Source organism: Actinoplanes sp. DH11, from assembly GCF_020873875.1.
In the GTDB taxonomy this organism is placed as follows: domain Bacteria; phylum Actinomycetota; class Actinomycetes; order Mycobacteriales; family Micromonosporaceae; genus Actinoplanes.
This window is the reverse complement of sequence record NZ_JAHWGU010000003.1, coordinates 305,430-325,764: the sequence shown is the minus strand read 5'-3', so window position 1 is coordinate 325,764 and position 20,335 is coordinate 305,430. Positions and strand designations below refer to the sequence as shown.

17 protein-coding genes are annotated in these 20,335 nt (G+C 71.1%); 8 read left to right on the top strand and 9 right to left on the bottom strand.

The features are described from left to right. Positions 1 to 7 precede the first annotated feature (7 nt). The 3 genes from LPA41_RS06555 to LPA41_RS06545 are packed head-to-tail and all read right to left on the bottom strand — an operon-like array spanning position 8 to position 4,067. On the bottom strand, positions 8 to 2,218 hold the full coding sequence (locus tag LPA41_RS06555) for an ATP-binding protein (protein ID WP_229069025.1): 2,211 nt from the start codon (positions 2,216 to 2,218) through the stop codon (positions 8 to 10). Between the two features lie 35 nt (positions 2,219 to 2,253). Then, complete coding sequence (locus tag LPA41_RS06550; RefSeq protein ID WP_229069024.1) at positions 2,254 to 3,195, bottom strand: hypothetical protein; 942 nt, start codon at positions 3,193 to 3,195, stop codon at positions 2,254 to 2,256. Further along, positions 3,195 to 4,067 carry a hypothetical protein gene (locus LPA41_RS06545; protein WP_229069023.1) on the bottom strand — a complete coding sequence of 291 codons (873 nt, stop codon included), beginning with the start codon at positions 4,065 to 4,067 and terminating at the stop codon, positions 3,195 to 3,197. Before LPA41_RS06545 ends, LPA41_RS06550 begins: the two co-directional genes overlap by 1 nt. Before the next feature lie 144 nt (positions 4,068 to 4,211). Here LPA41_RS06545 and LPA41_RS06540 point away from each other — a divergent pair, with 144 nt between their 5' ends. Beyond that, positions 4,212 to 5,105, top strand: a complete 894-nt coding sequence (locus tag LPA41_RS06540; protein WP_229069022.1) for a nuclease — start codon at positions 4,212 to 4,214, stop codon at positions 5,103 to 5,105. A 13-nt stretch (positions 5,106 to 5,118) separates the two neighbouring features. Here LPA41_RS06540 and LPA41_RS06535 read toward each other — a convergent pair whose 3' ends face one another. Next, on the bottom strand, positions 5,119 to 6,597 hold the full coding sequence (locus LPA41_RS06535; protein WP_229069021.1) for an MDR family MFS transporter: 1,479 nt from the start codon (positions 6,595 to 6,597) through the stop codon (positions 5,119 to 5,121). Between the two features lie 77 nt (positions 6,598 to 6,674). On the opposite strand from LPA41_RS06535, the gene LPA41_RS06530 reads away from it, so the two are divergent. Beyond that, positions 6,675 to 7,280 carry a TetR/AcrR family transcriptional regulator gene (locus tag LPA41_RS06530; RefSeq protein ID WP_229069020.1) on the top strand — a complete coding sequence of 202 codons (606 nt, stop codon included), beginning with the start codon at positions 6,675 to 6,677 and terminating at the stop codon, positions 7,278 to 7,280. Positions 7,281 to 7,769: 489 nt separating this feature from the next. Here LPA41_RS06530 and LPA41_RS06525 read toward each other — a convergent pair whose 3' ends face one another. Further along, complete coding sequence (locus LPA41_RS06525; protein ID WP_229069019.1) at positions 7,770 to 8,642, bottom strand: TIGR03620 family F420-dependent LLM class oxidoreductase; 873 nt, start codon at positions 8,640 to 8,642, stop codon at positions 7,770 to 7,772. Between the two features lie 58 nt (positions 8,643 to 8,700). Between LPA41_RS06525 and LPA41_RS06520 the strand changes: the two genes are divergently transcribed. The 3 genes from LPA41_RS06520 to LPA41_RS06510 all read left to right on the top strand — a co-directional run bounded on the left by LPA41_RS06520 (position 8,701) and on the right by LPA41_RS06510 (position 10,525). After that, positions 8,701 to 9,114 (top strand): hypothetical protein, encoded by a 414-nt coding sequence (locus tag LPA41_RS06520; protein ID WP_229069018.1) that lies wholly within the window; start codon positions 8,701 to 8,703, stop codon positions 9,112 to 9,114. A 61-nt stretch (positions 9,115 to 9,175) separates the two neighbouring features. Continuing rightward, the gene (locus LPA41_RS06515; protein ID WP_229069017.1) at positions 9,176 to 9,682 is read left to right on the top strand and encodes an SUKH-4 family immunity protein; all 507 of its coding nucleotides are present in this window, start codon (positions 9,176 to 9,178) and stop codon (positions 9,680 to 9,682) included. A gap of 78 nt (positions 9,683 to 9,760) precedes the next feature. Beyond that, entirely contained in the window at positions 9,761 to 10,525 is a 765-nt protein-coding gene (locus tag LPA41_RS06510; RefSeq protein WP_229069016.1) for a hypothetical protein, read from the top strand. 63 nt (positions 10,526 to 10,588) lie between these two features. Here LPA41_RS06510 and LPA41_RS06505 read toward each other — a convergent pair whose 3' ends face one another. After that, positions 10,589 to 10,756, bottom strand: coding sequence for a hypothetical protein (locus LPA41_RS06505; protein WP_229069015.1), 168 nt, complete (start codon positions 10,754 to 10,756; stop codon positions 10,589 to 10,591). Positions 10,757 to 10,861: 105 nt separating this feature from the next. On the opposite strand from LPA41_RS06505, the gene LPA41_RS06500 reads away from it, so the two are divergent. Beyond that, a complete protein-coding gene (locus tag LPA41_RS06500; protein WP_374238118.1) occupies positions 10,862 to 12,832 on the top strand; it encodes a purple acid phosphatase family protein in 1,971 nt (656 codons plus the stop codon). Here LPA41_RS06500 and LPA41_RS06495 read toward each other — a convergent pair. From LPA41_RS06495 to LPA41_RS06485, 3 genes are read right to left on the bottom strand one after another with little or no spacing between them, the layout of a single operon-like run. Continuing rightward, positions 12,784 to 13,515, bottom strand: a complete 732-nt coding sequence (locus LPA41_RS06495; RefSeq protein ID WP_229069014.1) for an alpha/beta fold hydrolase — start codon at positions 13,513 to 13,515, stop codon at positions 12,784 to 12,786. The two genes, LPA41_RS06500 and LPA41_RS06495, sit on opposite strands and share 49 nt — an antisense overlap. A 34-nt stretch (positions 13,516 to 13,549) precedes the next feature. Further along, positions 13,550 to 14,752 carry an alpha-amylase family glycosyl hydrolase gene (locus tag LPA41_RS06490; protein ID WP_229069013.1) on the bottom strand — a complete coding sequence of 401 codons (1,203 nt, stop codon included), beginning with the start codon at positions 14,750 to 14,752 and terminating at the stop codon, positions 13,550 to 13,552. A gap of 55 nt (positions 14,753 to 14,807) precedes the next feature. Beyond that, the gene (locus tag LPA41_RS06485) at positions 14,808 to 16,820 is read right to left on the bottom strand and encodes a transglycosylase domain-containing protein (RefSeq protein WP_229069135.1); all 2,013 of its coding nucleotides are present in this window, start codon (positions 16,818 to 16,820) and stop codon (positions 14,808 to 14,810) included. 228 nt (positions 16,821 to 17,048) lie between these two features. On the opposite strand from LPA41_RS06485, the gene LPA41_RS06480 reads away from it, so the two are divergent. Both LPA41_RS06480 and LPA41_RS06475 read left to right on the top strand, forming a co-directional pair. Next, a complete protein-coding gene (locus LPA41_RS06480) occupies positions 17,049 to 19,151 on the top strand; it encodes a GAF domain-containing protein (RefSeq protein ID WP_229069012.1) in 2,103 nt (700 codons plus the stop codon). A gap of 65 nt (positions 19,152 to 19,216) precedes the next feature. Further along, positions 19,217 to 20,311, top strand: coding sequence for a hypothetical protein (locus LPA41_RS06475; RefSeq protein WP_229069011.1), 1,095 nt, complete (start codon positions 19,217 to 19,219; stop codon positions 20,309 to 20,311). The last annotated feature ends 24 nt before the right edge of the window (positions 20,312 to 20,335 follow it).

Here is a 20,335-nt window from a genome sequence, read left to right as displayed (position 1 = left end):
CCCGCGATCATCCGGACGTCGCCGCCGCGCCCAGACTGACCCGCATCTGGCCCTGCACCCGGGAGCCCAGCCGGTCGAGGGCGTCCACCACGGCCGGGGCGGACGAATCCGGCACCGGGCCGAGCAGATCGGCCAGGTCGTCGACGGCCAGCACCGGGAGCTCGTCGCAGACCGCGTCGAAGATCTGGCAGACATTGGCGAGCAGATCCCAGTCGTACGCCGCCGGTGCGCCCTCGACGGCGGCGGCGTACCACTGGGTGACCGACCGGTGGAACGCGGCGAGCCACTCCTGGAGCACGAAGCCGACACCTGCCGCGCGGTGGATCGTCCGGGATCGCAGCAGGTCCAGCCGGAACGGCAGCTCGGCGGGCCGGTCCTCGATCCGCAGCGCCGCGTCGAACAGCGTCCGCACCTGCGGGATCCGCTGCAGCGCGGCCTCGGCGCGTCCGAACAGCTCGGTCACGTCGTCCGGCAGGGCCGGTGGCAGGGGTTCCGGTGTGGCCGCCGGCGGCGCGAGCTCCTGCAGCAAACTCAAGATCTTGGCGAACTGCCGGTCCGAGGAGGCGCGGAAGCCGTCCAGGCCGGTGGTGGTCTGGCCGAGCAGCCGGAACATGTTGCTCTGCTGCCGGGCGAGCCGGCCCAGGGCCGCTGCCGGTGCGGGCCGGCCGGGTTCGGCGGCGGTCTCCGGGGGGCCGAGCCGGTTCACGGCGGTACGCAGCGCGTTCTCGAAGTCCTCGCCGAAGGACCGTGAGTCGAAGCGCACCGGCCGGCTGTTCATGGCCGCGGCGAGCTGCTCCGCCCACTCCGGCGGCAGGATGCCGACCGCGACCAGGATGACCTCCACCGCGTACGGCTCGGCGCGGATCACCTCGATCCGGCCGCGCAGCGCCTCCGCCTCGGCGGCGTCCAGCACGGACTCGGTGATGACCACCGCGCAGTAGGCGCCCTCGGCCACCGTCACCCAGTAGTCGACGGTGATGCCGGGACGGCCGACCCGGTGGTTCAGCTCGTACGGCCAGGCCGCGGCGCTGAGGTTGTTCTCGATCTCGCGATGCGCCGCCCGGGGCACATCGATGTCGTACTCCTCGCGCAGCGCCTCCCGGACCATCGCCGCCGTCACGTCGACGCCCTTGTCGGCCGCCTTGCGCAACAGCCGGTTACCGATCTTGATGATCGGCCGGGCGATGCCGCCGACCAGGTCGACCAGGTAGTCGATCGTCGCCGGAGTGAACGGCCGGAGTGCGGCCGGGCCCTGCCGGCCGGGATTGCTGTCGGCGATGAAGGCGGTCACGTCGGTGCCGGTGAACGGCGCCATCCGGATGGGTTCGCCGATCCGGTCGCGGACCGGCCGCGGCAATCCCTCGATCGCCTCGGGCAGGCCGACGAGCATCAGGAAGCCGCCGGCCGCCGCGATCTTCTCGAGGAACTGCTGCAGCGCACCGATCACCTCGTCGCCGGGCCGGTCCGGGCGCAGCAGGATCTTCTCGATCTCGTCGATCGCCAGCAGCAGCGGCACCCCGGCATGGTGATAGAGGAGGGCGAACACCCCCATCGCCTCGAGCGCCATCCCCTCGGAGTCGATGGTCCGGGACAGGCCGCGCTCGCGCAGCAGCGAATCCGGCGGATGACCCAGCAGCCATTCCCGCGCGGAGGATTCGAACTCCGGGCGCAGCATCAGGGTGAGCACCAGGCTGAAGTCCCGGTTCGAGGTGACCGCCCGCAGCCGGTTCTCCAGCGAGTCGAGCAGGTCGCTCTCCACCAGGCCGTGGTCGTCAACGACCCGCACCGGGTCACGCAGGCCCGCGTCGAGGTCGTCGGCGACCCGCTCGCCGAGCCGGGACTGGCGCAGCAACCCGGCCACGATGCCGGCGTAGATGCGCCGCACCAGGTCGGGCACCTCGGAACCGGACTGTTTGAGCAGGACGTCGACCAGGTCCTTGTAGAGCTCCACGAACGTCCGGTTGCCGGCGATCAGGTAGAGGGTGCGGACCGGCGCGCTGCCGGAGTGCTCCGCGCGGTGGATCACGTGCTTGGCGAGGTGGGTCTTGCCCATGCCGTGCTCGCCGGTGACGGCCAGGACCCGCCCGGTGCCGGACCGGTTCGGCGCCGAGAGGTAGTCCGCGACGGCCGCCAGCGCACGCTCGATCGCCGGGGTGGTGATGGTGACCGCGTTGGGGTCGTACATCGCCCCGAGCGCCGCCTGGGCGAAAGGGTTCACCCTTTCGTCAGCCGCTCCGTGCCCGCTCGCGCCCATCACCCATCGGTCCCTTGCTGATGCCCGCCACCGATCTGGTAATAAAATCTCGCCACATACTCGAAATCGATTGACGCCGGTGGTTTCGGTGCCTGGCGCAACTGTTCGTAGAGCAGGTAAAGAGTCCGCTGGAACTCCCGTATCGGCTGTTGGCGCGACCCTACCATCTCCTGAACCGTTTGCCGGTCCAGCCGTGGTTTGTCCACCGGGTGTTTGTTGTGACGGTAACGCTGTTGGACGAACTCCCAGCCGTGACTGTCGTCCATCAGACCGACGTTCATTACAATGGCGGGGTTACGATCCGACGACTCCAGTTGCTGCCGCACGTACTGCACGTCGTGCCCGCCCCGCAGTTCGGCGAGGAATACGACGTGCGGGTGGCTCAACTGGGCGTACTCGACGAGGCTCTCGACCAGCTCGAAGCGGGGCAGCAGCACGAGGACCACCACGTCACGGCTCTTGAGGGAGAACTCCAGGGCCGAGTAGATCTCGTTGGGCTGACTGTCCAGCAACTCCTGGCGCCGGTCCGGGATTTTGACGAGGTCCCGGCCCTCGAGGAAATCCCGGACATGCCGGGAAACCCGCTCCACCCGCGCATTCGACGGATCGGTGTTATTGGTCTGCCTTCTCGCGTCGATGACCACCGGCTGCAACTTGCCGGAATCGCCATCGGCCCCCTTGACGAGCTCCATTGCTCGGTAGGCGCATCGGTTGATCAGTGCGGACTTCCCGCATCCGCTCATGCCCATCGCAACGATCAACTGGCCCCTCCTCGTCAACTCCCGCGGCCCTGGGAAGGACCGCTCGAATTGCTCGAAGGCAGTTTCAGTGTTGTCGACGGGCACGTAAAGTTTCAAGCCCTCCACTCCGTCGCCACCGAGTGGATCGAGCGCGTCGTGCGGATTCTGCCGGCTGGGCAACGAGAAGGGATTGTCGAACATCAGTCCGTTCCCCCGGCAGTGACCTGCTTCTTTCCCGACGGCGGTCGCGGTTCCGTGCCGGCGTCGAGCGTCGTCGCCACGTCGTCGATCTCCGTCAGAAGGGCGTCGACTTTGGCACGCAACTCCGCCGCGGTCCGCCCGCTGATCTGCCCGGACTGCCCGACGAAGTCCCCGCCCAGCTCGGTGGTGAGCCGCCCGCGCAGCACACGCGGCGCGTCCCAGTGCCGGTGCGTGGCCGTGACCTGCCCGAGCAGTGCGGCGACCCGCAGCCGGCGCTCCTCCACGGTGTCCAGCAGATCCCGGTCCGACGCGGCGTTGCCCGACCGCTGCCGCAGGTAGGCGCCGGCCACCTGCTGGTATTCCAGGACGGCCTGATGCAGGTCGTCCACCTGTTTGCGGCGCAGCGTCTCGCGGTCGCGCGCCGACGTGGTCCGCCGGGTCAGCCACGATCCGAGCGCCACCGGCAGCAGCGCGGTCAGCACACCGATCCCGAAGGTCAGCGTCGGGCTCGTCGAGCCGCCACCCGGGGCGGCGGCCCGCAACGACCGGGACAGCAACGCGCAGGCCTGATCGAAATCGGTCCTGGTGCGCTCGTCGCGCCGCCAGTCCAGCAGTGCCACGATCCGGCCGTCGCGCACCCTGATCACCTCGGGCCGGCCGGGCACGGCCGCACCGGAGCCGAGCACGGCCGCGGCGTTCACCAGCTGCGCGCGCTGCGCCGCCGACACGCACGTCACCGCGCGGGCCTGCTCGGTCGCGGCCCGCTGCTGCGACCGGACGACCAGCAGCGTGACGAGCACAGCGGCCAGGAGGAGGACGGTCGCGATCACCGCAGCCGCCATCAGGCGCCGGGGCCTCGCGATCATCCGCACAGATCAATACTGTAGTGGCACTCAATGATCAATAGCGATGCGAATGTCGCCCGGACGGGATTCCGGTCGTGTGCCCGACAGCCGGCGGCCGATCGGGGCGCGGCATGGTGGACTGGGTGCAGAAACCCGAGCGCGGGGGGCGACATGTCCGACCCGATCCAAGTCTTCTGGGCACCGGCGGGCGCCTCGATGCCCACCCTCGGCGATCAGCCCCTGATCGACATCACCGACGGGGACACGCCGAACCTGCGGATGCCGGTGCGGATGCTCTCGGTGGACACTCCCGAGGTCACCGCCCGTTCCGCCCAGATCGACGAGGAGTTCGCCCAGCTCGCCGAGTGGATCCGGAAGGGTCAGGCGCCCATCGACGCGCCGCTCGCCGAGTTCCTGCTGCCGAAGATGGAGACCGGCCGGGCCGGGACGTGGCAGTTCCAGCAGGGCCAGAGTGCCTCCGCCTTCGCCAAGAGCAACGTCACGGCCCGCCTCGCCCGGCCGCACGATCCGCCCCGCAACGTCTTCATCCGGATCGCGGACACCCCGTTCGACAGCAACCACCGGCTGCTCGCCTACCTGGCGCCCGACTACACCGAGCAGGAGCGCCGCGACCTCCCCCGGCATCTGCGGCCGACGTTCAACCTGGACCTGCTCACCGCGGGCTGGGCGGCACCGTTCGTGATCCACCCGGCCATCCCCGGCGCCGAGGACCTGGCACTGCTGATCCAGGCCGCCGGCGCCGCCCGCACCGGCCACCTGGGCATCTGGGCCGAACCGGAGACCCTGCTGGCGTACGAGTACCGGGCCCTGGAGAAACTCTTCCGGATCACCCGGGCGAGGGTGCGCGGCGACGAGCCGACGGTCCCGGACCGGTCGTGGCGGGAGCGGTACTGCGCGGACATGCGCACCCGGGTGCTGCACGGCCCGGAGGACTACTTCGGCGTCGAACCCGAATACCGCCTCTGGCTCTGGCCGGCCGACCTGCGCGACGCCGTGAGCAGCCTCAACCTGACCCCGTCGCCCCGTCTGGTCACCCCGGCCTGACCCTGCGGCAACCTCAGTGCACCGGCACGCGAACCCCGTCCGCCGGCTCCGTGCGGCGCACCAGCAACGAGATCGCGATCGCGACCAGGGACACCACGCCGCCCCAGACGAAGGCGGCCTGGATCCCGTCGGTCGTGGCGGACAGCGTGCCGGCGCCGTCGGCCATCCGGGCGGCGGTCGTCTTGGACAGCACCGTGATGAACAGTGCCGTGCCGGCCGCGCCCCCGAGCTGCTGGAGGGTGCCGATGATGGCGCTGCCGTGCCCGTACAGCTCGGTCGGCAGCGCGCCAAGCGCGGCGGTCATCAGCGGCGTGATCAGGGTGGCGAGGCCGCTGGTGAGCAGCACGTGGTAGAGCACCACCAGGACGAGGGAGGTCTCCGGACCGGCGGTGGAGAGCAGCCACAGGCCGGCGCTGAGGGCGATCGTGCCGGGGGTGACCAGCGGGCGCGGCCCGAACCGGTCGTAGAGGCGGCCGATCACCGGGGACAGCACGCCCATCGCGACGCCACCGGGGAGCACCAGCAGGCCGGCTTCGAGGGTGCCGGTGCCGTGCACGTTCTGCAGGTAGATCGGCAGCAGGATGAGCGCACCGAACAGGCCGACGAAGCCGGTGACGAGCACGAGCAGGCTGACCGTGAAGGATCGGTGGGCGAAGACGCGCAGGTCCATCAGCGGGCCGCGGCCGTTCTGCAGGGCGCGCTGGCGCCAGACGAACAGGCCGAGCGCGACGAGGCCGGCGACGACCGGGATCCACGGTGCGACTGGCGCGTGCCCGGCCGCCTCGCCGAGGCTGGAGAGACCGTAGATGAGACCGCCGAAGCCGATCGCGGAGAGGACCAGCGACACCACGTCCAGGTGCGCCTGCCGCGGCGTGGTGATGTTGCGGACCTTCCACGCGCCGAGCGCCAGCGTGAGCAGGGCGATCGGCAGGACGACCAGGAACAGCCACCGCCAGCTGAGCCGGGACAGCACCAGGCCGGAGATGGTCGGGCCGATCGCCGGGGCCACCGAGATGACGATCGAGATGACGCCCATGATGCGGCCGCGGGCGTGTGCCGGCACCAGCGTCATCGCGGTCGTCATGACCAGCGGCATCATCACGCCGGTGCCGCCGGCCTGCACGATGCGGCCGAGCAGGAGCAGTTCGAAGCCGGGCGCGACCGCGGCGATCGCGGTGCCGGCACTGAACAGGCTCATCGCCGCCACGAAGATCTGCCGGAGCGTGAAGCGTTCCATGATGTAGCCGGTGGCCGGGATGACCACGGCCATGACCAGCAGGAACCCGGTGGTGAGCCACTGGCCGGTGGCGGCCGAGATGTTCAGATCGGCCATCAGGCGCGGCAGCGCGAGCGACATGACCGTCTCGTTGAGGATCACGACGAAGGCGGAGAAGACAAGCAGGCCGATGAGGGTCCGGTCGGAGCGGCTCAGCCCCGGCAACCGGTCGTCCGGCGGGACGATCGGCGCGACGGTCTCGGGTGCGGTGGTCACAGCGGCTCCTCAGTCGAATGGCAGCCGCCAGCATAGTGGCAGTCACTGCCAAATCGGCAAGCGCTAGCATGGTGCGCGTGACTGACACCACCGATCTCCGGGAACGGCGCCGCCTCGCCACCCGGGCGGAGATCGAGGCCGCGGCCCTCGACCTGTTCGCCGAGCGCGGGTCGGAGCGCACCACCGTCGAGGACATCGCGGCAGCGGCGGGTGTCTCGCAGCGCACCTTCTTCCGCTACTTCCCGACGAAGGAGGACGCGGTCCTCGGCATCCACCGCTCGTTCCACCGGGCCATCGCCGACCGCATCGCGACCCTGCCCGACGTGTTCGCCGCCGTCGCCGGCACCCTCGCCGCGATGAGCGCGGGCGACGGCGCGCCGATCCACCGCCTGCTGCGGGTCCGCTACCTGATCGCCCGCGACGACAACCTGCGCCGCGTCGCCCTCTGCCTCGACGCCGAGTTCTGCCGCAACGGCCAGGACCTGATCACCGCGGCCCTCGGCGGCGGCACCGACCTGCGCGCCCGGGTGATGATGGAGACCGTCAGCGTCGCCCTGCGCGCGGCCCTCGACGAGTGGGCGATGCGCCGCCACGCCGGCGAGGACGCCGACCTCACCGCGGTGTTCCAGCAGGCGTGCGGCTTCCAGCTGGAGATGTTCGAAAAACTCCGGGGGTACGCGTAAGAGCCGCTCGCGACCTCCGTCAACACATCGATCGCTGTTGCCCGGCCGGTGATGACGGATGCCGATCTTGTGTGCTCAGGTGCGCGTCCGGAAGGGGGCGAGGGTCGCCCGGATCTGGTCGGCCGCTCCCCAGTCGTCGTCGAACTGGGCCAGCACGGCGAGGTGTTGGCGCAGCTGGATGACCGGCATGCGGGCGCGCCAGTCGCCGTCGAGGCGGGTCAGCTCCGCGTAGACCGCGAAGACCGTTGTGCCTCCAGCGGTGGCGAGGTGGACCAGCCAGCCCTTCGGCCTCCGTGACGAAGACGTCGTCGGCCGGCGCGTCGGCGAAGGCCTTGACGAACACCGGAGGCGCGTCCCGGCGGGTGGCGATGCCCGCGAGCGCCGCGAGTCCGCCCGCCGCCGGCTCCACCGTGACGACATCGCGCATCCCGGCCCGGAGCAAGCACTCCAGCAGGAAACCTGCCGGGCGGGCACCGGTCCGTCCCGCTCTCACGACATGAGGCCCAGGACCCCGGCGAGCTGCCGCCACTCGTCGCGCGGCAGAGAAGGCGGCATCCCGTCGGCGACGAGGACCTGCACCGCCACGTGGTCGGCGCCGGCGGCCAGGTGCGCGTCCACCCCGGCCCGCACCGCCGCGGCGTCACCCCACGCCACCGCCGAGTCGATGAACCGGTCGCTGCCGTCACCGGCCAGGTCCGACTCGTCCAGACCAAACTTCGCCAGCTGCCGCGTGTAGTTCGGCAACCCCAGGTACATCTTCAGCGCACGGCGCGCACCGGCTCGGGCGGCGGCCGCGTCGGTGCCGAGGAACACCTTCTGCTCGGGGACCAGCAACGTCGCGTCCCCGAGGATCCGCCGGGCCTGCTCGGTGTGCGCGGGCGGCATCAGGTACGGCAGGGCCCCTGCCGTCAGCTCCGCCGCCGTTTCCAAGGTCTTCGGGCCGAGCGCCGCGATCATCCGCTCGTCCACCGGCACCGACGCGAGCGGGCCGACGAGCAGTTCCCGCAGCCGGCTCAGCGGCTTGGTGTACGACTGCCCGCGCGACTCGGCGGTCGGCGCGTGCCCGGAGCCGATCCCGAGGTAGAACCGCCCCGGGAACCGGTCCCGGATCCGCGCGTGCGACGCCGCCAGCCGGTCGCCGTCGCTGGTCCAGATGTCCACGATGCTGGTGCCCACCATGAGCGAGCCGGTGGCGCCGAGAATGGCCTCGGCCAGGGCGAGGTCATCGTCGGGGCTGCCGCCCACCCAGATCGCCGAGAACCCGAGTCCCTCTACCTCACGAGCCGCCTCGGCGACCGCGTCCGGGTCGTCCGGCCAGATCCGCTGCGGCACCCACAGCCCGTATCGTCCCAAGTCGTTCATGACCCCGATTCTGCCCGCGATCACCCAGGCCCGCACCAGTCACCATTAGCATCGACATGTGTGGTTGCATCCGAGGTCCCGCCTGACCGGCTTGCCGGAGGTCACCGGGGTGCGGAAACTGTGGTTCAGCGGCTGGTACGACGGGCCGACGACCGGGCTGGCGCTGTTCGACAGCTCCGAGTACTGGTTCGTCATGGTGACCGCCGACGAGCCGGGCCGCACGTGGGACTACGACCCGCGCGTCTACCTGCTGCACCGGCTCACCGGCAGTCAGCTCGCCCGGGCGTGGGCGGAACACCGCACCGCCGCGCTCGCCGGACTCCCCGGCTGCCTTCACAAACCGGCGTGCCCCACGGACGTGCGGGCACCCGCCGAGTCACCGGCGGGCATGTGGGAACGGTGGGCGGAGCAGGAGGACCAGTTCGCGAGCGCCCCGGCCGTCGGCTGGTTCCGCAACACCGAACGCCTTTGACCGCGAAACCACCGGGACTCCCAAAAGTCAGGTTCATCCATGATGGACTATTCTTGCCGATATGCTTCTTCCCGATTTCGCGGCCCTCGCGGCCTGGGCGGGCGCCGGCCGGGTGATACGAGCCTCGGAGCTCGAGGTTACGACGTGGAAGCTGCCGGAACCGCAGAAGACCGCACTGGTGTCCACCGGCGTGCCGATCCTCGACGGCGTGGTCGGCGAGGTGTCTTTCCAGGCACAACCGGGACGCTACCGGCTGGCTTCGAACCAGGGCGTCCTCGGCGCCGTTCCGGGCAGCGGCGAGGTGCTCCAATGGCAGCCGGACGGCAGCACCCGATTCGTGAACTCGACGATTATCCAGTGGCTGTGCTCAATACATCTGGTCGGCACCTGGCTGGCCGGCTCCGAGGCGGTCGGCCGCTGGGACGCCGACGTCGAGGCCGAGGAACAGGCGTTCGCAGAGATCGCGGCAGTGCTCGAGCACATCCGGGCCCTCGACCCGCCCGCGATCGGCGACGGTTCCCACGACAACCACTTCTGGCCCGCCACCCTGGATCGCTGGCTGTCCTGACGACCACCGGGCGCGGGCCGGGCTGCGGAGATGACGGGGACCGGTGCTGGGGCGGCGGGATTGGCGTTAGGTTGAGGCGTGGCCACGGTTCGGGCGTTCGACAGCGACGACTACCTGCCCGACTACAGCCTGCTCGTGCTGCAGGACCCCTCGGTGGGGTGGCCCGACGAGGAGCCGGTGATACCCCACCATCGGGATCGGGGTGACTCCCCGAACGGGACTTTCGCCGGCTCGGGCGCCGGATGGATCACGGCGGAGGCGCCGGACCTGGCGGCCCACGTGATCCGGCTGGAGCTGCACGACACCGAGCCGGCCGGCGCGGGCGGCGAGTTCGACGACGTGCTGGAGACGCCGTACCGGTCGAGTTCGGGCGGCATCTCGCTTGCCTGGGTGACGGACGGTCCGGGCGACCAGGTCGACCTCGTGCTCGGTGACGCCGAGTGGTTCCGGGTGCGGATCGCGCGGCGCGGCGACGAGAGCGCTAACCGGTTCCACTGGCTGCTGCGGTTCTGGCCGGAGCCGCTGATCACGCCGCCGGTCTGGGTGGCGCGGGGCCGCGACACCCGTAACCGGCCGGCCAGCCTGGCGCAGGACGTGGAGTCGATCGTGCGTTGGACACCCCGGCCACCGTTCGAGACGACAATGACCGAACTCGGTCAGCGACTGCTTGTCGGGGAGGCGGAGTTGCGGGCCGGCCTGGAGTTCGCGCAGGAGGAGGGCCTGGTGCACGCCGAGAGCGCGGCCGATGCCGGAGGCTCCAGCGATTCAGCGCGCGACGGAGGGAACGGCAGCGACGCAGGCGGCGGGCCGCTGCGGCTGTGGCTGGGCGACCGCGCCGGCTGACCGGCCGCCGACGAGACGACGGCCGGGCCGAGGACGTTCTCGGCCCGGCCGGTGAAGCCGGTGTCAGGCGGGCTCGGGAACGGCGCCCGGCTCGGTCGCCGGTTCCGGTGCGGGCTCGGCGGGTGCCGGCGGCAGCGGATCCGGGTTGTCCGGTGACAGCTCGCCCGGGTCGTCCGGGATCGGCACACCCGGGTCCAGCGGCGGGTACTTATCAGGATCGGTCACAGCCATGAGTGCCTCCTCTCACCGGAGATCACCTACCCGGCGTCCCGAAACTCAAACAGATTCCGGCATTTCGGGCGGTCTGGAGGCCGGGATCCGGGCACGATGGCAGGCGTGCCCCTGGAGTTCGAGACCGTCGACGAATGCAGCGACTGGAACGCGCACGCTCTGGCGCGTGAACGGGTCACCCGGCGCACCATGCTCCGGGCCGTCATGGCGGGGGCGGGTGGTTACGCGTACGCCCAGTTCCACCTGGCCAGCGCGGCCTTCGCCGCCGGCGGCGGCACGGCGGGCGCGGCCGGCGTGGTCGTCGCCGGGCGGCACCTGTCCTTCGTGCCCGGCGCCGACGGCGATCTGCGGCCGGCGATGGCGCTCACCGCGCAACTGGTGAGCAAGACCGGGTCGCTGCCGGCAAAACTGCGCGCCTACGTGGAGGTCGGTTCCGTTCCCGGCCAGTACGGCAGCCGGTTCGAGGCCGACATCCGGCACCTCGTCGGCCAGTACGCCATCCCGGGCGGGCCGATCGGCAGTCAGTTCTACCTCAAGGCGAAGATGGACGGGCTGCGGCCCGGCTCGATCTACCACTACCGGGTACGCCTCTCCGACGGCACCGTCAGCGGCGAGGCGCACTTCTCCACCGCGCCGGCACGGACCTCGGTCGTCCCGGCCCCGTTCACGTTCACCGCGTTCGCCGACGTCGGGACGAACACCGCACCCACCGATCCGCGCTACGCCTGGGGACAGAACCCGAAGTCGGTGACGGCCGCCGGCGGGACGTGGCCGGCCGGCGTGTTCGACGGCAACACCTACCTGCCGGACGATCCGGTGGCCGGCGTGCACGGCACCGACAAGCGGCCGGCGCTCACCCAGACCCTGCTGATGGCGACCCAGCAGCCGGTGTTCACGCTGCTCGCCGGCGACATCTGTTACGCCAACCCGTCCGGGTCGGGTCTGCCCGCCGACGACACGACGGCGCTGACGAGGATCGCGCCGAAAGGCCGGAACCTGTACAACCCGTACGTCTGGGATGTGTTCCTGAATCAGATCGAGCCCCTCGCCGCCTCGACGCCGTGGATGTTCGCGACCGGCAATCACGACATGGAACCGCTGTACGGGAAGACGCGTTTCCTCGGCGACAGCCCGGCACACGGGTACGGCGGTCTGGTGGAACGGCTCGATTTCCCCTCGAACGGGCCGCGCACCTGCCCGTCGGTCTACAAATTCGTCTACGGCAACGTCGCTGTCGTGTCGGTCGACGCCAATGAGCTCTCCGCCGAGTTGCAGACCAACACCGGCTATTCCGGGGGCGTGCAGGTGAGCTGGTTGAAACGGACCCTGAAGCAATGGCGGACGGATCGGCCGGACATCGATTTCGTCGTCGCCTTCCTGCACCACTGCGCGTATTCGACGACGAACAACCACGCGTCCGACGGCGGCGTCCGCGACGCGCTGGACCCGTTGTTCAGCGAATACCAGGTGGACCTGGTCGTGCAGGGACACAACCATCTGCTGGAACGCACCGACCCCATCCGGTACGGCCGGCGCACCCGCCCCGCGCCCGACGGCTCGACGGTGTTCCCGGTGACGGACGGTGTCACGTACCTCTGTGTCGGCTCGGGTGGCCGGCAGCGCTACCCGTTCCGCCAGGCGCCAGGTCCCGCCGCGCCACCGCCGCCCGGGGTGAAGCCCACCGGGCCACAGCTGCTGCCGTCCGGTCAGCGCTTCCGTGGCTACCGGCCGCCGGGCGGGCCGAACTCGGTCGAGAACAACACCGGGAACATCGTGAACAGCTACGTGTGGGCAGCGGAACCCCGCGAGATCAAGAAGTCCGGTCAGCCGGCCGGCCGGCGCGTCCCGGAGACCGTGGACTGGTCGCAGGTCAGGTACGACAACTACGCGTTCATCGCCGTCGACGTGGTCCCGGCGGCCCGCGGCGCGCGCACCACGATGACCATCCGCAGCCTGGCCGACGCCCTGCCCGGCACCAAGCAGCCGTTCACCGAGATCGACCGGATCACGCTGGCCCGGACCGCCGGTCAGGGCTCGATCCGGGCGGCGAAACCGGCGACGACGGCGGCCACCTGATCCGGGGCGCTCGTGTTCGCGCCGTGGCCCCGGCCGCGCAGCGTCACCCGCTCGGCGTGCGGCAGGACCGCGGCCAGGGCGTCCAGCCGCTCCCCCAGGTGCCCGGGGCTGCGGTCGCCGCCGAGCAGCAGCACCGGCCGCCGGACCGCCGCGTACCGGGCCCGCCGGTCACCGAGCGCGTCGATCGCGAGCGTGTCGTCGATCTGCCGGGGAACGAACCGGCGCCAGCCCGGGACGGCGGCGATCAGCACGGACGACACCCAGGCGGCGGTCCGCGGGATCCGGACGATGTCGCGCAGGAACAGGTGGGCGGCGTGCCGGTAGCGGCCGTCGTCGAGCGCGTCCCGGGCCTGCCCGGCGACCGCGCCGCCGAGTGGCAGACCGGTGACCACGGGCGGCTCGTAGAGGACCGCCCCGGCGAACGCGTCCGGCGCGGCGAGCAGTGCCTCCAGGGCGACCACACCGCCGGACGAGTGCCCCACGAGAACCGGCCGGGCATCGCCGGCCAGCGCGATCGTGTCGGCCACCTCGGCGCCGATCCCGGCGGGCGGGTCGAGGTCCATGCGGTAGCGGCGGCGGCACCGCAGGATCACCGCGAACCGCGGCCGCAGCCGGTCGGCGACCCGCCGCCAGGACGTCTCGTCGCTCATCCCGGGGTGCAGGATCAGGATCGTCGCGCTCATCTCACCCGCCGATCGTCGGGAACTGCCCGGCTCCTTACCCCAGGATCGACCAGCTGTGCGGCGGGACGGTCCGGCCGTCGCCGTCGATCGGGGTCAGGCCGGCCGGGTCGATGGGGAAGGTGAACGCGGCGTCACCGGTGTTGAGCAGCGTGATCAGCCGGTTGTCGCCGGCCGACGACTCCAGCGCCAGCGCCTCGTTGGCCAGGTGCAGCGGCCGGGTCCGGGCGTGCGCGAGCCACGGGTGCCGGCGGCGGATGCCGATCAGTCGCTGGTGCAGGTGATAGGTGGGCCAGCCGAGCGCCGACAGGTCGCCGGGCCGGGCCGGGAAGAGCGGGCGGATGTCGTCGTCACCGCCGAAACGTTCCTCCTTGCGGCCCCGGTACGCCTGCTCGTCGCCGTAGTAGATGCTCGGCACTCCCCCGGTCGTGAACAGCACCGCCAGGGCGTGCCCCAGGTGCCGGAAGTCACTGAGCTGGGTGGCGATCCTGGTGACGTCGTGGTTGCCGACGAAGGTGAGCGGCGAACCCGCGTCCAGGATCGTGTTGTGCCGGTCCAGGGCCCACGCGAGCTCGTAGAAGTTGCGGTCGTTCAGGCTGCTCCAGACGGCCTTGAACAGCTCGTACTGGCTGACCGAGTCCAGAGTGCTGTCGCGCAGGTAGGCGGCGTAGTCCCCGTGGATGACCTCACCGGTGAACCAGGCGTCGGGGTGCTTCGCCCGTACCCGTGCCAGGGTCTGCTTCCAGAAACCGGGCTGGACCGCGTAGGCGGCGTCCAGCCGCCACCCGGACGCACCGCGCGCCAGCCAGTGGTCCATCACCCGCACCACGTGGCCCTGCACCTCGGGGTTGTCGTGGTCGAGTTCGACGAGCGCGCCGTGCCCCTCGAAGACCGAGTCCCGGAACCAGGACGGCGGCGCCTGGAAACCCCGGCCCACATGGTTGAACACGCCGTCCAGCAGCACGCGCATGCCGCGCTCGCGGGCCGCGCTGACCAGCTTGTCGAAGTCGGCGTCGTCGCCGAGCCGCGGGTCGATCCGGAAGTGGTCGACGGTGTCGTACCCGTGCGACTCGGAGGCGAAGATCGGGCCCAGCTGCAGACCGTTGACGCCCAGCTCGATGGCGTAGTCCAGCCAGTCGATCAGGTGCCCGAACCGGTGCCCGGGGCCGCCGTGCAACCCGCCGGTGAAGCCCAGCGGGTAGACGTGCCACCAGACAGCGTGATCGATCCAGCCGTTCATGCGTTTCCCATCTGCGGTTCCGTCGACTCCGACCCTGTCATACCCAGGATTGATGTCAGGGAGCAGGGAACTGTTCCACCGGCTTGTCGCGCATGTAGTCGGCGAGCGTCTCGTAGACGGCCGGGTTGACGATGCCGTGCGACATCCGGTCGGTGTGGTTCGCCCAGTCCGGGTTGGCCAGGTACCCGGCCACCACGAGGGAGCGGGTGCCGGCCACCAGGGCGGCGGTCTTGTCGTTGTCGGTGGTGCCGGTCTTGCCGAACACCGGGTGACCGACGACGTCACGGACCTGCGGTGCGGTCGACCCGGCGCAGCGGCCGAGCTGGGCCTGGTCGCCGACCGGGCAGCGGGCCGCGTCCAGGGCCTGCCGGGCGACGGTGGCGGTGGTGGCCTGTTCGCAGTCGGGCTGTCCGGCGTCGAGTTTCGCGCCGTCCGCCGTGGTGATCGACGCGATCGGGGTGGGCTCGCAGTACTTTCCGTCGGCGGCCAGGGTGGCGTACGCGTTCGCGATGTCCAGCGGCGTGGACAGGGAGACGCCCAGCGTGAAGGCACCCCAGTCGTGCGCGGCGTCCTTGTCGTTCGCCCGGTCGGCGTCGTCCGACGAGCGGAACGAGATGCCGAACCGTTTCGCCACGTCGACCACGTTCTCCGCGCCGACCCGTTCCTGCAGCGGCACGAAGTACGTGTTCACCGACCTGCCGAACCCGGTCCACATGTTGAAGTCGCCGGTCTCACCCGCGGAGGCGTTGCTCGGGCACCAGTAGCCGCCGCACTGCGCCGGTGCGGACGAGTCGCGGTACTGCGACCGGTACCGGGCCGGTGAGTTGATCGTGGTGTCCAGGCCCATGCCGGCCTCCAGGGCGGCGACCATGGTGAACATCTTGAACACCGAACCGGCCTGGTACCCGGGGATGCCGGCGCTGCCCGTGATGATCGGGTTGGTGGTGTTCGGGTAGGTGCCGCGGATACCGTCGGCGGCCTGTGCCGGGTTGGACGAGAGCTTGTTCTGCGGGTTGTCCGCGTCGTCGATTTTGTACTTGCGGTTCGCGGCCAGCACCCGCACGGCCCCGGTGCCGGGCTCGACGGCGGCCAGCATCAGCGCGTTCGGGTTGGTGTCCTTCTGCCGGGCGCTGATCTCGGCACGGGCGTCGGCCTGCGCGTCCACGTCGAGGGTGGTGACGATCCGGTAGCCGCCGCTCTTGAGGAGCCGCTCCCGGTCGTACGACGTCTCGCCGAAGGCGCTCTGTCCCAGCCACCACCGGTAGAAGTAGTCGCAGAAGAAGCCCCAGTTGTTCTTCGCCACCGAGACGCAGCCGCTGCTCGGGCGCTTCGTGGTCCGGCCCAGTTCCACCTTCTCGGCGGCGGCCGCCTCGTCCGCGGTGATCTGGCCCAGCTGGAGCATGTTGCCGATGATGTAGTTCCGCCGGTCCAGGGCCTGCGGGTACCCGGTCTCGGTGGTCGGGTCGAACGCGGTCGGCGCCTTCACCATGCCGGCCAGCAGCGCGGACTCGGCCACCGTCAGATCGGCCGGCTTCTTGCCGAAGTAGACCTGCGCGGCGGCGTTGATCCCGTAGGCGCCGTTGCCGAACGGCGCCATGTTCAGGTACCGCTCGAGAATCTGCTGTTTGGTCAGTTGCTTCTCGACCTGGATGGCGTATTTCATCTCGGTGAGTTTGCGTTCCGCGGTGTCCCGGGTCGCGTTCACGACCTCCTGCGGATCGCTCGCCGAATAGGCCTGCGCCATCCGCACGTACTGCATCGTGAGCGTGGAGGCGCCCTGCTGCGAACCGCCCTGATTGTTGTTCACGAACGCCCGCGCGACACCTTTCAGGTCGACACCGTTGTGTTCGTAGAACTTGTGGTCCTCGGCCGCGACGATGGCGTCCTGCATGTTCTGCGACACCTTGTCGAGCGGGACGTCGCTGCGGAACTCGTCGTACATCACGGCGATCTGGGTGCGGCCGTCCGAGGCGTAGACCCGCGACACCTGCGGCGACGACTGCTGGATCAGCTCGGCCGGCAGTTCCTCCAGCTCCTGCGAGCCGGCCTTGGCGGCCAGGCCGGCCATCGCGACGGCCGGGAGGGAGGCGGCGGAGACCACGAGCGCGGCGAGCACACCGCAGATCGTCAGGACCGCGGCACTACGTAACGGGCGGCGTTCACGAGGAGTCTTCCTGGTCACTCCCCCGAGGCTAACCAGCAAGATCGGTCGCGTTCAGGCCTAGCGGAATACGTCACATCCGTGGTGTTCGGTCGTTGCCCCTCGGCGTGGAATCCCCCGACGACAGGACGATCGATGGTTGCTGTGAATCAAGCGGTGTTACGGGACCCGGCACGGCTGGCCGCGGTGGAACAGGCCCGGCGCCTGCTGTCCACCGCGCCGATGCCCTCGGACGCCATCGCCCGGCTCGCGGCGCGGCTGCTGCGCGCCCCGATGGCCGCGATCGCGCTGATCGACGCCGACCAGGAACACTTCGCCGGCGTGCACGACCTGCCGGCCGCGCTCGCCGAGCCGGGTCACGTCGAGCTGTCGCAGTCGCTCGGCAAGTACGTCGTCAGTCACGGTCACCCGGTGCTCTCCGGCGACCTGAGCGGTGCGGAGTCCCGGGAGCTGCGGGAACACCGGCTGGCCACCGAGCACGGGATGCGGGCGTTCGCCGGTGTCCCGGTACGGGATGCCGATGACCAGCCGGTGGGCTCGCTGACCGTCTTCGACACGGTTCCGCGGGACTGGAGCACCGAGCAGCTGGACGTCCTCGGGGAGATCGCCGAACTGGTCCGGGCACCGGCCGGCCCCGCCGGCCTCGACGCCGCAGCTCTGCTCCCCGTGCTGCTGGACACCCTCTCCGTCGGGGTGATCGCCTGCGACGCCCGCGGCCGGGTCGTGCTGGCCAACCGGGCGCTGCGCGAGGTGCTCGGCTGGACGGCCACGACGCCGCTGCCCGAGGACTTCGCCCCCGCTGTCGACGGCATCCTGTACCGGGCCGACCACCGGCCGCTGCCGCTCCCGGCCACCCCGCTGATGCGTGCACTCGGCGGCGAGCACGTCCACGGTGCGGATGTGATAGCCCAGCTGCCCGGTCATCGGTCACGGACCTTCGCCGCGACCGCGCAACCGATCACGGCCGGTGACGGGCGGCGGCTGGGCGCGGTGTCGGTGGCGCACGAGGTCACCGCGCTGCGCCGGGCCGAACGGTTCCGGGACTGCCACCGCCGGGTCGAGAAGGCGCTGAAGACCGCCGACTCGGCCGAGGCGGCGGCGCCGGAGCTGCTCGAGGCGGTCGGCACCACGCTCGGCTGGCCGTGGGCGGAACTGTTCCTGATCGACGAGGCCAGCGGCGACCTGCGGTCGGTGGGGCACTACGACGGTTCCGGGACGGACGGTGCCGCGCTGTTCGGGCACACGCCGGTATGCGGCACCGGCGTCACCGGCCGGGTGTGGGAGACCGGGCAGCCGCTCTGGGTGCCCGACATCGCGCACACCGATCATGTGCCGAACCCGGTGGAGCGGGCCCGGATCGAGATGTGCCTGCGGCTGGGGGTGCGTACCGTCCTGGCCGTCCCGGTCCGCGACGGCGGGACGATGCTCGGGGTGCTCACCTGTTACGCCGGCGCCCGCGAGTTCCACGAGGACCTGCTCACGGTGCTGCTGGACGGGGTGGCCGCCCAGGTGGGGGTCTACGTGGCGCTGCGCCGGGCGGAGCAACTGGCCCGCCAGCTGGCCCGGACGCAGAACGACTTCATCGACCTGGTCGGGCACGAGCTGCGGACGCCCCTCACCTCGATCACCACCAACGCCGGTGTGCTGGCCGACGAGGCCGACGGCCTGGACGCCGAGCAACGGCACATGATCGCCACGATCAGCCGCAACTCCGGGGTGCTCCAGCAGATCATCGACACGCTGCTCGATCTGGCCGGGCTGGACTCCGGGCACGTCGGGCTGGACCTGGAGGAGGTCGACCTGGTGGAACTGGTCGGCGCCGCCGTGTCGGCGGCCCGGTCCGGGACCTCGCCGGAGATCGACGTGACGGCGCCCCTGCGGCTGACGATCCGCGGTGACGCCGGGCGGCTGCGGCAGGTGGTCACCGGGCTGCTGTCGAACGCGGCCACCTACAGCGTGCCCGGCGGCCGGGTCCGGGTCGAGCTCGGCGTCTCCGCGGACGCGGCCGAACTGGTCATCGCGGACACCGGGATCGGCACGCCGGACGACCAGCGGGACCGGGTGTTCGACAGGTTCTTCCGCGGTCGCAACGTCCGGCACCAGGGCATCCCCGGCAGCGGGCTGGGGCTGAGCCTGGCCCGGGCCGTGGTGCGGCTGCACGGCGGCGACATCCGGCTGGACGGCAACGAGCCCAGCGGGACCGTGGTCCGGGTCCGGCTGCCGCTGCCGCCATCCTGAGATCTTTCGCCGGCCGGGGCCGGTCGACCGCGACCGGACCCCGGCGCCCCCACCCGGCATGTAGCGTGATCAACGAGGGGTTCGCGGGGGTGAACATGCTGGTCGAGGTGCTTCTGGACACGCCGGTCCACGTCCACTACGGCTTCCTCAGTCTCAGCGAGGCCGACACCGACCCCGGCGACCCGGACGACGCCAGACGCGGCCAGGTCAACGGGCTGTGCGGGGCGTCCATCCCCGGCGTGCTGCACCTGAAGACCGGGCTGCACACCGGCACCGTGCAGGTCCGCGTCGAGTTGCACACCGACGCGCCCCGGCTGGACGGCGGCTGGCAGGACGTCGTGGAGGTGCTGTTCAGCACGCAGGCCGACGAACTGGTGCTGGCGGCGTTCGACACCGTGCACGGACCGGTCGACCTGCCACCCGGCAACTACCGGGCGCGCTTCTGCGGCGCCGACATGCAGCGGGGCCACGACCTCGACACCGCAGCCGGCGACGACCCCGTCGACCGCTACCTGCTGCAGTTCTGGCCGGCCGCCGGGGTGGACCGGATCGTGCGGCAGGGCAGCGAGGTCGCCGCGTACTGGCACGGCCTGCGCGACGACAGCCGCTCCCGCTGGACCCGCGACGAACTGGTCCAGCGGGTCGCCGACCTGCGGCGGCAGCGCGCCGACCGGGAGAAGCTGGAGTCCGAGGACGAACTCGACGAGATCTGGGGCGACGACGTGCCCCACGACGAGGAACTGCGCGACGCCGGCTGGTTCGCGGCCCGGCTGTGGCGGCACGACCGGGCCCTCGTCGAGGCGTTGCGGCGGGCCGACGACGACCTCCGGCGCGCGGTGACGGCCTGGGCGATCGAACGGATCCTGCTCGCCGCCGGCCTGCTGCAACACCCATGGGCGGCGCGGGCGATCACCGCGCTGCGCGACGGCACACCGCTGCCGGACCGCTGGGAGGTGGGCGAGACCCTGCCACCCCTGCCGGCGGCCCCCGGCTTCGGCGACGAGCGCGCCGCCGACAAACACAGCGCCGTCGAGGCGATGTACAACGCCGGCGTCGGCCTGGACACCCTCGGCGACGTCTGCGAGGCACTCGTCACCGCCGCCGGCCCGGACCTCGACCCCTTCCTCGACCAGGTGCGCGAGAGCTTCGATCTGCCCTGAGCGCGTCGGTCGACCCGCTGCCGG